The organism is Streptomyces sp., from assembly GCF_050698815.1.
Taxonomy (GTDB): Bacteria; Actinomycetota; Actinomycetes; order Streptomycetales; family Streptomycetaceae; genus Streptomyces.
In genome coordinates, this window is the sequence record NZ_JBOHCV010000327.1 from 1 (window position 1) to 12,832 (window position 12,832).

Below are 12,832 nucleotides of genomic sequence, written 5' to 3' on the forward strand. Positions count from 1 at the left end.
CCACAGCATGACCCCCGAAGTCCGCACCGGCGGCGATCTCGTCGCCGAGTCCCTGACCGCGCTCGGCGCCACCACCGTCTTCGGACTGCCGGGACAGCACGCGCTGGGAGTGTTCGACGCCTTGCGCCGGTCCACGCTCTCCTACGTGGGACTACGGGTGGAGAACAACGCGGGCTTCGCCGCCGACGCGTACGGACGGCTGACCGGTGGCGTCACTCCGCTGCTGGTGTCCACCGGCCCGGGCGCCCTGATGTCGCTCGCCGCGCTGCAGGAGTCGGCGGCGGCCTCGGCGCCCGTGCTGGGCATCAGCAGCCAGGTGCCCACCGCCGGCCTCGGTGGCGCCCGCAAGGGCTATCTCCACGAACTCCGCGACCAGCAAGCGTCCTTCCGTGACGTCGTGAAATCGGTGCACACGGTGCGCTCGGCCGCGCAGATACCGTCGGCGCTGGCCGCCGCCTGGTCGAGCGCCCTGGAGGCTCCCCACGGCCCTGTCTGGGTGGAGATACCGCAGGACGTGCTGCTCGCCCCCGCGGACGCGCCACCGCCGGAGTCGCTGGCCGGTTCACCGGCCACGGTGCCGCGTCCGCTTCCCCCGCGACCCGAACTGACCGCCGAGGCCGCCGCGCTGCTGAACGCGGCGAAGCGCCCCGCCGTGCTGGCGGGCGGGGGTGTCGTACGGGCCGGGGCACAGGCCCAACTGCTCACGCTGGCCGAACGGCTGGACGCCCCGGTGGCCACCACCTTCGGCGGCAAGGGAGCCTTCCCCTGGGATCACCGGCTCTCCCTGCGGTCCTGGCTGGAGGACCAGCACACCACCGAGTTCCTGGCCGACGCCGACGTGCTCCTCGTCGTCGGCTCGGGGCTGGGTGAACTCTCCTCGAATTACCACACCTTCGCTCCGCGCGGCCGGATCATCCACATCGAGGCCGACCTGGGCAAGCTGGCGGCCAACCATCCGGCACTCGCCCTCCACGCCGACGCCCGGCTCGCCCTCGACGCGCTCTGCACGGAGGTCGTCCCACGGCAACCGGGCGGCGCGGCGGACGAGGTCGCGGCGCTCCTGAAGCGGGTGCGGACGAGGATCGACGGTCAGGAACTGAAGCTCGAGCAGGACGTGCTCGCCGCCGTTCGCGAGGCACTGCCCGACGAATCACCGAGCTTCTGGGACATGACGATCCTCGCCTACTGGGCCTGGTCCGCCTTCGACCCGCGTGCCGGAGCGATGCACTCCGCCCAGGGCGCCGGCGGCCTCGGCTACGGTTTCCCCGCCGCGCTGGGCGCCGCCGCGGCGGACCCGGGCCGCGTCACTCCGGTGCTCGCCGTCTCCGGCGACGGCGGAGCGATGTACTCGATCGCCGAACTGGCCACCGCGCGACAGTACGACCTCCCGGTGACCTGGCTGATCGTCGACGACGGCGGCTACGGCATCCTGCGCTCGTACATGACGGACGCTTTCGGCGAAGCGACCGGCACGGAGTTGTCACGGCCCGACTTCGTCGCCTTGGCGGAGTCCTTCGGGGTGCCCGCCGTGCGCACGTCCCCCGAGCGGCTGCGCGCGGACCTGTCGGCGGCACTCACCTCGCCCGGGCCCTCGGTCGTCGTCCTCCCCGCCGTACTGCGAATGTTCGCCCCGACACACCTCTCTTAGGCAGTCCGCCGAAGCCTCAGCGGCGTGACGGTCCGGGCGGCGCGGCCACTTGCGAGAGTCCGTTCGGTGGAATCTGCGCCGTGCCCCGCCGGATGGCACCGGTTGCGGGCGCCTCTGTCCTTACGGTGCCAGTGACCGATGCCCCCGGACCTCGTTCACCCATCCGCAGGAGACGGGGGTCGGCAGGGCCCAGCAGCAGAGGTGAGTGGAGGTGCCCTCAGTGGCAGCACCGCCGGACAACGACGTGCTCTGGGCACGCGGACTGCACTACTCGTACGGCGGGTCACCCGCCCTGCAAGGCGTCTCACTCGGCGTCCGCGCGGGTGAGATCGTCTCCGTCACCGGGCCCCGCGGCAGTGGCAAGACGACGCTGCTGAGCTGTCTTTCCGGGCAACTGACGCCGCACGACGGTGAGATCTGGTTCAACAGTGTGCCCCTGCACACGCTCGGCCGCGCCGCACGCGAGCGGCTGCGCCGCGACCGTTTCGGCTGGGTCGGCAGCGAGCCGCAGCTCGTCCCCGAACTGACCGCCTGGGAGAACGCCGCGCTGCCGCTGCTGTTGTGCGGCATCGGTCACCGGGCCGCCCGGAAGACCGCCCGCGAGTGGCTGGACCGGCTGGACGTCGGGGAGTGCGCACGCAAGCGGCCCGCCGCCCTGCTCCAGTCCGAGCGGCAGCGCGTCGCCATCGCACGCGCCCTCGCCCCCGCTCCTGCCATCCTCTTCGCCGACGAGCCGACCGCGCCGCTGCACCAGCTGGAGCGGGCGCAGGTGCTGCGCACCCTCACCACCGCCGCGCGTTCGCACGACATCACGGTGGTACTCACCACCCACGATGCGGCGGTGAGCCGGCCCACCATGCCGCCGGCCGACCCGCACGCCACCGACGGCACCACCGAGGCCGACGCCGCCGACGCCGCGGGAACCATGCTCGCCGACCGCGTCCTCACTCTCGTCGACGGGCGCCTCAACGGCCTCGTCGCAACCGGCCCGGGGGATGCCAGGGGCGGCGGCGAGGACGACGGGGACGGCGGCGGCGACGGCCCGGGCGGCGCCGGCGACGACGACTCGGACGGTTCGGACGGCAGCGACTCCAAGGGTGCCGCGTGCTCGCTCTCCGTCTAGTCCGTGGTGGTCGTCCCCTCACACTGCTGCGTCGCCTGCTGGTGGCCGGCGCGACCGCGGTCGTAGGCTTCCTGCTGCTGGCCGCGCTGAGTCACGCCCTGGCTCATCCCCAGCAGTCGGGCGGCTCCATGTTCCGGCTGCTGTGGTGCGTCGTACCGCTCGCGGCGGCCGTGCAGTTCGCGGCATCGGTCGCCCGTACGGAACCGGGGTCGCGGTCGCGCTCCGCGCTGGACGCGGCAGGGGTGGGTCCGGCCCGCATCCCGATGCTCGCCGCCCTGTCGACCGCACTGTCCTGCCTGCTGGGAAGCGCGGTCGCGCTGCTGGTCTATCTGCACCTGCGCGGGCAGTTGGCCACCCTCCCCTTCGACGGTGCCGCCGTGAATCTCCTCGCGGCCGACCGGCCGCTCCCGGTGCCGGCGATGCTGGTGCTGCTGTCCGTACTGCCTCTCTTCGCGGCGGGTGCCGCCGCACTCGCCACCCGGCCGTACGCGCTGCTGGCGGCGTCGGGTGCCTGGAGCGGCGGGACCGTGGGCGGCGGAGCCGGCGGCGCTCGTGGCGAAAGCGATGTCCACGCCGCGTCGCGGCGACTGGACAGGGCGGGCGGCGAGCCTGACGCGATGTCATTCCGTGCGCTGTCCGGTGCGCTGCCTGCGACGGCCACCCTGCCGTGGGGGACCGCGCTGATCGCCGCGGGCCTGGCGCTGGAGACGTACGCCAGCAGGTCGCCGAAGCCACTGTCCCTGTCGGGCGTCCTGTCCAGCAGCGCACCGGGCGTGATGGGCGGCTGGCTGCTCGCGGCGTTCGGCCTGGTGCTGGCCGGGCCGGGTCTCACGCAAGTGTGCGGGCAGTTGCTCGCCGCGGGCCGGCCAGGTGCCGTCCGGCTGCTGTCGGGCCGGGGGCTGCAGCAGGAAGCCGGGCGCATCGGACGGCCGCTGGGCGTGCTGTGCGCGGTCGCGGCGGGCGGGCTGGCGGCGGCGGAGCTGTACAGCAGGGCGCCGGAGGAGGGCGCTCGTGCACTCACCCCGCTGACCGTCCTGGGTGCCGCGATGGTGGTGTTCTGCGTCACAGCGAGCGCGTTGACCGCGGCAGCCGGATCGCGAGCGGCCCGCGCCCCCGCGAGGGAGGCCCTGACCCGGCTCGGTGCTCCCCGCCGCCTGCTACGGGGAACGGCCGCGCTGCGGGTGGTTGTGCTGCTCGTCGTGCTGGGCTCGCTCACCTGGGCGGTGGGCGAACTGGCCGTGCTCCCGCTGACATCCTGACCGGCCGCCGCCCACGACGTACGCTGACGGAATGCTTGACCGTGAGATAGAGAGTCTCGTCGAGTTCGACGACGTCATGGAGGCGACGGGGTCGCTCAGCGGCTGGCGGGTGCAGTCCGTCGACCTGCGGAAGCGTACGGACGTCCTGGAGTCGGCGGAGACCGAGGGCACCGTCTTCCTGGGCTGTGCGATGGCACCGGAAACCGTCGCACGGGTGCAGGAGGGCGGCGGCCTCGTCTTCCCGCCCGTGCCACGACTTCCGTTCAATCCCTACCGCGGTCGGCTCTACCGGCCCGAGGAGCTCTTCGCGGACCTGGCCGAAGGGTACGAGCGGACGCCTGACGCCCGCTCGTACGCGTGGCTCCAGCGGACCAGGAGCGACGGTGACGTCTTCTCCTCGATGCTCCGGGCCGTGCACGACGACGCGATCTCCGACGCGCTGGACGAACACCTCGTCGGCGCCCGGGTGGTGGGCGTCATGGGCGGGCACAAGCTGGCGCGCGGCACCGACGCGTACGCGGGAGCGGCACGGCTGGGACGCGCGCTGACCCGCTCCGGCCACACCGTCGCGACAGGCGGCGGCCCGGGTGCGATGGAGGCCGCGAACCTGGGGGCCTACGCGGAGCCCTTCGAAGACGGCATGCTCGACAAGGCGCTGGAGATGCTGTCCACGGCGCCGTCCTTCGAGGAGTCGGTCGGCGAGTGGGCGCGGGCGGCCTTCGCCGTGCGGGAGGGCTGGCCGGGGGGAGGTGCCTCGGTGGGTATTCCGACCTGGTTCTACGGACACGAGCCGCCCAACGCGTTCGCCCAGGACATCGCCAAGTACTTCGTGAACGCGGTACGCGAGGACGGGCTGCTGGCCCGGTCGAACGCGGGCGTGGTCTTCCTTCCGGGGGCGGCTGGGACCGTACAGGAGATCTTCGACAACGCGACGCCGAACTACTACCAGTCACGAGGCGCCCCGACCCCGATGGTACTCGTGGACAAGGAGCACTGGACGCGCACACTGCCGTGCTGGCCGCTGCTCCAGGCGCTGGCCCACGACCGGCCGATGGCGTCCCGGGTCGCGCTCGTCGACTCGGTCGAGGAGGTCCCCGGGACGCTGGCACGGCTTGCCCGCGACGACGCCGCCTGACGTCAGCGGCCGAGCCGTACGACTTCTTCCGCCTCGAAGGTGACGCCCACCGTGGTGCCCGCCTCAGGTGCCTGGCGCAACGCGCACGACGCCTCCAGGCGCGGGCCGTTCTCCGGCTGGAGCAGCAGCGTCACGGCGGCCGCGTCGCCACCGCGGAAGGTGCGCGCCTCGACGGTGCACGGCAGCCCGTCCTCGGGAGCCGTCAGCCGTACGCCGGTCGGCCGTACGAGGAGAACGCAGCCACCGGTGGGCGTGCCGCGGGGGACGGGGAGCTTGCCCCACGGAGTCTCTGCCGCGTCTCCGTGAACCGTCGCGCCGACGATGTTGTCGAACCCGAGGAAGCGGGCGACGAACTCCGAGGCGGGCCGCTGCCACACCTCGAGCGGCGTGCCCGCCTGAGCGATACGCCCCTTGTCCATCACCACGACACGGTCCGCCAGTACGAAGGCCTCGCCCTGGTCATGGGTGACGGCGAGCACGGTGGTGCGCAACCGGTGGAAGAGGGCGCGCAGTTCCACGACGAGCCGCTCGCGCAGCCCGCGGTCGAGCTGGCCGAGCGGCTCGTCCAGCATCAGCAGGCGAGGCTGCGGCGCGAGGGCGCGGGCGAGGGCGACGCGCTGCTGTTCACCGCCGGACAGGGCGGCGACGGCACGGCGCTGTGCGCCGGGAAGGCCGACCAGGCCGAGGAGTTCGGCGACGCGTTCGTCGGACTGCCGCCGTCCTGTGTGGCGCATGCGCAGACCGAAGGCGACGTTCCCGCCGACGTCGCGCTGCGGGAAGAGCTGGTGGTCCTGGAACATCAGGCCCACCCCGCGCCGGTGCGGGGGCACCCCGGTCTGGTCCTGCCCGGACAGTACGACCCTGCCCGCGTCGGGCCGTTGGAGCCCGGCGATGGCGCGCAGCAGTGTCGACTTCCCGCTTCCGCTCGGGCCCAGCACGCACACCGTCTCGTGATCGGAAACCTCCAGGTCCACCTCGTCCAGGGCGAGGCGGGTGCCGAAGCGTACGGTCACGCCGTCCAGTCGCAGCATCTAGAACTCTCCCGAGCGGTCCGTGCGTATGCGTTCCAGGGCGAGCAGGGTGGCCGTGCACACCAGCATCAGGACGGTGCTCATCGCCATCGCCTGCCCGTAGTTGAGCTCACCGGCGCGTCCCAGGAAGCGGGCGACGGCGACGGGAAGGGTGGGAGCGTCCGGGCGGGCGATGAACACGGTGGCCCCGAACTCACCGAGAGAGACGGCGAAGGCGAAGCCGGCGGCGACCAGCAGTGCGCGGCGTACCAGTGGAAAATCCACCTCGCGCCACACCCGCAGCGGTGAGGCGCCCAGGACGGCCGCCGCCTCGCGCAGTCCTCCGTCGACCGCGCTCAGTACGGGCAGCATCGTGCGGATGACGAAGGGGACGCCGACCAGCGACTGGGCGAGCGGGACGAGCATCCAGGACGAACGCAGGTCCAGGGGCGGTTCGTCCAGCGCGATAAGGAACCCGAAGCCCACGGTGACGGCCGAGGTGCCCAGCGGCAGCATCAGCACCGCATCGAAGCCGCGCACCAGCCGCGCGGCGGCCCCTCCGGCACCTCGCCCGCCCCTGATGGCCAGCGCTGCCGCCGCGAGGCCCCCGATGACCAGTGCGAGCAGGGTGGCGACCGCCGCGTACCCGAGGGAGTTGCCGATCGCCTCGACCGGGGCGACGGTGAAGGTGGCGCTGCCGGAGACGGAGCCCAGGGCGCGGTAGAAGACGAGCCCGTACCCATGGGGGCCGTTGAACGAGCGCTCCACGAGTACGGCGAGCGGCACCACTATCAGCAGTCCGACCAGCGCCAGTACGGACCACAGCAGCGCCCACTGGCCGGGGCCACGGGGGCGTCTCGCGGTCTGTTCGGCCGGAACCATGCGCAGTGCGGACCGCCGCCGGCGTACGGTGCGCGCGTGCAGGACGAGCAGCGCCGTCACCGCGGTGAACTGCAGCAACGTGAGCACCGCGGCGGTCGGGAGGTCGAGCAGGGCAGCGGTCTGCCGGTAGATCTCGACCTCCAGGGTGGCGTAGCGCGGACCGCCCAGTACCTGGATGACGCCGAAGGAGGTGAAGGTGAAGAGGAAGATGATCAGGGCGGCGGCCGCGATGGAGGGAGCCAGCGCGGGCAGGGTCACGCGGCGCCAGGCGGCGAGGCGCCCCGCGCCGAGCACCCGCGCGGCTTCCTCCTGCCGCGGGTCGAGCTGGGACCACAGTCCGCCGACGGTCCGTACGACGACCGCGTAGTTGATGAAGACGTGCGCGAGCAGGATCGCCCAGATGCTGGAGTCCAGCCGCAGCCCGAACCATTCTTCCAGCGCGCCGCCGCGCCCCAGCAGTGCGAGGAAGGCCGACCCCACGACCACTGTCGGCAGCACGAAGGGGACGGTGACGAGGGCGCGCAGCAGTTGCCTGCCGGGGAAGTCGAAGCGGGCGAAGACGTAGGCGCCCGGCAGCGCCAGGGCGAGCGTGCACCCTGTCGATGCCGCGGCCTGCCACCCGGTGAACCACAGCACGTGCAGTACGTCCGGCTCGGTCAGGACCTGCACCAGCCGGCCGAACTGCCACTGCCCGGCCGGGCGCAGGCCGCGGGAGACGATCGCGGCGACGGGGTGGGCGAAGAAGACCGCGAAGAAGGTGACGGGCATCGCCAGCAGCGCGAGCCGCACCGCGGTGCCGCGTCGCGCCTCGCGGCGGTCCGCGGCAGGGGCTACTTCACGACGAGCGAGGTCCACGACTTGATCCACTGTTCGCGGTGCTCGGCGATCTTCGCCGGGGCCATCGCGGCCGGGTCCTCGGCCTTCTCCCCGTACTTCGTGAACAGCTCCGGCAGCCGTGCGTCCTTGCGGACGGGGTTGACGAACATCTGCAGCGGCATGTCTTCCTGGAACGTCCTGCTGAGCATGAAGTCCAGCAGCGCCTTGCCGCCCTCGGCGTTCTTCGCGCCCTCCAGCAGCCCGGCGAACTCGGTCTGCTGGAAGCAGGTCCCCTTCGCGATACCGGTCGGCGCCCGTGCGGGGAGCGGCTTCCTGCCCAGCACCTCGACCGGCGGGCTGGAGGCATAGGAGACGACGAGGGGCCGGTCACCCTTGCCCTTGCCGCCCTGCGAACCGCTGAAGCGGTCGTTGTACGCCTGCTCCCAGCCGTCGACGACCTCGACGCCGTTGGCCTTCAGCTTCTTCCAGTAGCCCTGCCAGCCCGTGCCGTACTCCTCGACGGTGGCCAGCAGAAAGCCCAGGCCCGGTGAGGAGGTGGCGGCGTTCGACGTGACGAGGAGGTTCTTGTACTCGGGCCGTGCCAGATCGGCGAGCGTCCTGGGCGGGTCCAGCTTCTTCTTCGCGAAGTAGCTCCGGTCGTAGTTGACGCAGATCTCACCGCTGTCGACGGGCGTGACCCGGTGCTTGCCCTTGTCGAGCTGGAGCTCGCCCGGGACCTGTTCGAGGCCCTTGGCGCGGTAGGGAGTGAAGACTCCCTCGCCGAGCGGGCGGGAGAGGAGGGTGTTGTCGACGCCGAAGAAGACATCACCCTGCGGATTGCCCTTGTTGAGCACCGTCTGGTTCACGGCGGCGCCGGCGTCACCGCCGCGCAGCACCTTGACCTTGTAGCCGGTGTCCGCGGTGAACTTCTTCAGTACGGACTTCGATGCCGCGAAGGAGTCGTGCGTGACGAGGGTGACGGTCTTGCTGTCCTCTTCGCCGCCCGAGCCGGAACCACCGCAGCCGGTGAGGATGAGGACGGCGAGGACGGCAGCTGTGTGCCGCACGTGCGTGTTCATATAGCTCTTCGACTTCCTACCCGGCATGACCCGGGCGAGGTTCGAGGGTCTGCGGGCCGCACATACCTGCGTACGACGGCCGCACTCTCAGCGCTGTTGCGCGCTCCCCTGTCGGTTGTTGTCGACTGTCCAGCGGACTCACCGCCGTGACATATTTTGACATGCCTGCGATGAACGCTACCGGGCAGGTTATCAGCCGGGGCCGGCGCTCACCTCAGCGCTCGGTCGCGGCCAGCTGTCCGCACGCGCCGTCGATCTCCTGGCCCCTGGTGTCGCGCACGGTCACCGGCACGCCATGCGACTCCAGCGCCCGTACGAAGGCCGCCTCGTCCTCCGGCCGCGACGCCGTCCACTTGGAGCCCGGTGTCGGATTGAGCGGGATGAGGTTGACGTGCACCCGCTTGCCCTTGAGCAGCCGGCCCAGCAGATCGGCGCGCCACGCCTGGTCGTTGATGTCCTTGATCAGGGCGTACTCGATGGAGACGCGGCGTCCGGACCGCTCGGCGTACTCCCACGCCGCGTCCAGCACCTCGCGCACCTTCCACCGGGTGTTGACGGGCACCAGGGTGTCGCGCAGCTCGTCGTCCGGTGCGTGCAGCGAGACGGCCAGGCGGCAGGTGAAGCCCTCGTCCGCGAAGCGCAGCATCGCGGGGACCAGTCCCACGGTGGAGACGGTGATCCCGCGCTGCGACAGTCCGAGACCGTCCGGCTCGGGGTCGGTCAGCCGCCGGATCGCGCCGACCACGCGCTTGTAGTTGGCCAGCGGCTCCCCCATGCCCATGAAGACGATGTTGGACAGCCGTGCCGGCCCCCCGGGCACCTCTCCGTCACGCAGCGCCCGGATGCCGTCCACGATCTGGTGCACGATCTCGGCAGCCGACAGATTCCGGTCCAGACCCGCCTGGCCGGTCGCGCAGAAGGGGCAGTTCATGCCGCAGCCCGCCTGCGAACTGACGCACATGGTGACCCGGTCCGGATAGCGCATCAGGACCGACTCCACGAGCGTCCCGTCGTGCAGCTTCCACAGGGTCTTACGGGTGGTGTCGTCGTCACAGCTGATGTGCCGCACCACGCTCATCAGGTCGGGCAGCAGCTGCGCCGCCAGCTTCTCCCGTGCGCCCGCGGGGATGTCCGTCCACTGGTCCGGCTCGTGCGCGAGCCGGGAGAAGTAGTGCCGCGACAACTGATTCGCGCGAAAGGGCTTCTCGCCCGCCTCGACCACGGCGGCGCGGCGCTCGGCAGGGCTGAGATCGGCGAGGTGCCGCGGCGGCAGGGCGGCCCCGCGCGGCGCGACGAAAGTGAGTTCTCCGGGCTTAGGCATAACCAACCCAGTGTCGCAGATCGATTGCGCCGCCCCAGGCCGGAGCCGTGGGACGCCGGTCACCTCCGGCGGTCAGCCGCCCCGCGGCCGCCGCCCGTCAGCGGCACCCGTCAGCCGGCACCCACGAAGATCACGAAGAGCAGCCAGACCAGCGGCGCGGTCGGCAGCAGCGAGTCCAGCCGGTCCATGATGCCGCCGTGGCCCGGCAGCAGCGTGCCCATATCCTTGATGCCCAGGTCGCGCTTCATCATGGACTCGCCGAGATCGCCCAGCGTGGCACTGACCGCGACCGCGAGGCCCAGCAGCAGCCCCTGCCACCAGTTGCCGTCATCGATCAGGAACTGCATGCACAGCGCCCCCGCTCCCATGGCGAAGGCGACCGCGCCGGCGAGCCCCTCCCGGGTCTTGGCGGGGCTGATGCGCGGGGCGAGCTTGTGCTTGCCGAAGCGCCAGCCCACCGCGTACGCGCCGGTGTCGCTGACGACCGTCAGCAGCAGGAAGGTCAGCACCCGCCACGAGCCGTCGTCGGCGGCGAGCATCAGCGCCACGAAGGTGGCCAGGAACGGCACGTAGAACGCGGCGAAGACGGCCGCGGTGACGTCCCGCAGATAGTCGTGCGGTGACTCCGTCATCCGCCAGACCAGTACCGCGAGCGCGGTGAGCGCCATGGCGACCCAGGCGCCCTCGGCACCCCGTACGAAGCCCGCGACCACCATCGCGGCGCCGCCCACGGCCAGCGGCACCAGCGGTGCCCGGATCTCCTTGCGCTCGGTCAGCCGCGAGGTGAGCTCCCACAGACCGACGACCACCGCGACGACGACCACGCCGAGGAAGACGGGCTTGTAGATGAAGAGTGAGGCGAGGATGACCGCGCCCAGGCCGACACCGACTCCTATGGCGGCACGCAGGTCACGGCCTGCCCGCTTCTTGCCGCCCAGGGGTGCGGGGCCGGGATCGGCGGACGGACCGTCGGACGAGCCGGCGGAAGGACGACCGGAACCGCCGGAACCGCCGGCGCCGTGAGAACCACCTGGGCCGGACCGGGCGTGGCCGATGCCATGCTCTCCGGGGTCGGAAACGATGGGCATACGCCGAGTCTGCGACACACCGCCGCCCTCGTGCGCGAGAGCGTCACCCGCGCCGCGCCGCGCGGCGCCCCCCGGGGCGTGTCCCTGGTCGGGGAGGCCCCGGTAACCGGCGCCGGGGGGCTGGGCTCCCCAGGATGAGTCGTTCACAGATTGCAGCCTCAGAAATCGGACCTCGGACGGATCTCGGACAGACCTCCCACGAAGCGCGGGATCAGACTTCGAGCAGCTCGGCTTCCTTGTGCTTGAGCAGCTCGTCCACCTGCGTCACGTACTTCGCGGTGGTGTCGTCGAGTTCCTTCTCCGCGCGACGGCCCTCGTCCTCACCGACGTCGCCGTCCTTGATGGCCTTGTCGATGGTCTCCTTGGCCTTGCGGCGAACGCTGCGGATCGCGATCTTCGCGTCCTCGCCCTTGCCCTTGGCAACCTTGATGTACTCCTTGCGGCGCTCCTCGGTCAGCTCGGGGAACGTCACCCGGATGATGACTCCGTCGTTCGACGGGTTGACGCCGAGGTCGGAGTCACGGATCGCCTGCTCGATGTTGCGCAGAGAGCTCTTGTCGAACGGGGTCACCACGGCCATCCGGGCCTCCGGCACGGAGAACGACGCCAGCTGATTGATCGGCGTCATCGTCCCGTAGTACTCCGCCACGATCTTGTTGAACATCGCCGGGTGCGCACGTCCGGTGCGGATCGCGGCGAAGTCCTCCTTGGCGACCACGACCGCCTTCTCCATCTTCTCCTCGGCTTCGAGGAGGGTCTCTTCGATCACCACGTGCTCCTGGTTTCCTTGAATGAGCTCTGCGGATAGGCCCTGTTTCCTGCACGGTGTCCGACCGGCAGGCGGTTGTCCACCCCGTGTACGACGGTGAGTCACCCGACGGGCACCGAGCGCGGCCGGGCGCGGCCGTCGAATCCCGAACGTCAGCCTCTCGTGCCCTGGTTGCTCACCAGGGTGCCGATCTTCTCACCCTTCACCGCTCGCGCGATATTGCCCTCCGCGAGCAACTCGAAGACGAGGATCGGCAGTTTGTTGTCCCGGCAGAGCGTGACGGCCGTGGCGTCGGCGACCTTCAGATCGCGCGTGATGACCTCGGCGTACTCGAGGGCGTCGAACTTCACCGCGTCCGGGTTCTTCGCCGGGTCCGAGTCGTAGACGCCGTCCACACCGTTCTTGCCCATCAGCAGGGCCTCGGCGTGAATCTCCAGGGCGCGCTGCGCGGCCGTGGTGTCGGTGGAGAAGTAAGGCATGCCCATACCGGCGCCGAAGATGACGACCCGGCCCTTCTCCAGGTGCCGCACCGCGCGCAGCGGGATGTACGGTTCCGCGACCTGCCCCATGGTGATCGCCGTCTGGACGCGGGAGTCGATGCCTTCCTTCTCCAGGAAGTCCTGCAGCGCCAGGCAGTTCATGACCGTGCCGAGCATCCCCATGTAGTCGGAGCGCGCACGGTCCATGCCGCGCACCTGCAAC

General features: G+C 71.2%; 11 protein-coding genes. 4 read left to right on the forward strand and 7 right to left on the reverse strand.

Annotated elements, in window-relative coordinates; all coding sequences use genetic code 11:
- Positions 1–7: 7 nt before the first annotated feature.
- The 4 genes from ACRDP3_RS11955 (at position 8) to ACRDP3_RS11970 (ending at position 5,165) form a co-directional block, all read left to right on the forward strand.
- Complete coding sequence (locus ACRDP3_RS11955) at positions 8–1,648, forward strand: thiamine pyrophosphate-binding protein (protein ID WP_431516882.1); 1,641 nt, start codon at positions 8–10, stop codon at positions 1,646–1,648.
- A gap of 220 nt (positions 1,649–1,868) precedes the next feature.
- Positions 1,869–2,771: an ABC transporter ATP-binding protein gene (locus ACRDP3_RS11960; RefSeq protein WP_431516873.1), complete on the forward strand. Its 903-nt coding sequence runs from the start codon at positions 1,869–1,871 to the stop codon at positions 2,769–2,771.
- On the forward strand, positions 2,753–4,030 hold the full coding sequence (locus tag ACRDP3_RS11965) for a hypothetical protein (RefSeq protein WP_431516874.1): 1,278 nt from the start codon (positions 2,753–2,755) through the stop codon (positions 4,028–4,030). The genes ACRDP3_RS11960 and ACRDP3_RS11965 overlap by 19 nt, the downstream gene beginning before the upstream one ends.
- A 31-nt stretch (positions 4,031–4,061) precedes the next feature.
- On the forward strand, positions 4,062–5,165 hold the full coding sequence (locus tag ACRDP3_RS11970) for an LOG family protein (protein WP_431516875.1): 1,104 nt from the start codon (positions 4,062–4,064) through the stop codon (positions 5,163–5,165).
- A 2-nt stretch (positions 5,166–5,167) separates the two neighbouring features.
- On the opposite strand, the gene ACRDP3_RS11975 is transcribed toward ACRDP3_RS11970, so the two are convergent.
- The 7 genes from ACRDP3_RS11975 to ACRDP3_RS12005 all read right to left on the reverse strand — a co-directional run.
- Complete coding sequence (locus ACRDP3_RS11975) at positions 5,168–6,196, reverse strand: ABC transporter ATP-binding protein (RefSeq protein ID WP_431516876.1); 1,029 nt, start codon at positions 6,194–6,196, stop codon at positions 5,168–5,170.
- Complete coding sequence (locus ACRDP3_RS11980) at positions 6,197–7,912, reverse strand: ABC transporter permease (protein WP_431516877.1); 1,716 nt, start codon at positions 7,910–7,912, stop codon at positions 6,197–6,199.
- A complete protein-coding gene (locus tag ACRDP3_RS11985) occupies positions 7,888–8,952 on the reverse strand; it encodes a thiamine ABC transporter substrate-binding protein (protein ID WP_431516878.1) in 1,065 nt (354 codons plus the stop codon). The genes ACRDP3_RS11980 and ACRDP3_RS11985 overlap by 25 nt, the downstream gene beginning before the upstream one ends.
- A gap of 214 nt (positions 8,953–9,166) precedes the next feature.
- On the reverse strand, positions 9,167–10,273 hold the full coding sequence (gene rlmN / locus ACRDP3_RS11990) for a 23S rRNA (adenine(2503)-C(2))-methyltransferase RlmN (RefSeq protein WP_431516879.1): 1,107 nt from the start codon (positions 10,271–10,273) through the stop codon (positions 9,167–9,169).
- A 110-nt stretch (positions 10,274–10,383) separates the two neighbouring features.
- Entirely contained in the window at positions 10,384–11,508 is a 1,125-nt protein-coding gene (locus ACRDP3_RS11995; RefSeq protein WP_431516880.1) for a phosphatidate cytidylyltransferase, read from the reverse strand.
- A gap of 64 nt (positions 11,509–11,572) precedes the next feature.
- Positions 11,573–12,130: a ribosome recycling factor gene (frr, locus tag ACRDP3_RS12000; protein ID WP_431516883.1), complete on the reverse strand. Its 558-nt coding sequence runs from the start codon at positions 12,128–12,130 to the stop codon at positions 11,573–11,575.
- Positions 12,131–12,282: 152 nt separating this feature from the next.
- Positions 12,283–12,832, reverse strand: a 550-nt coding sequence (locus ACRDP3_RS12005; protein ID WP_431516881.1) for a uridine monophosphate kinase, incomplete at its 5' end; no start/stop codon positions are given.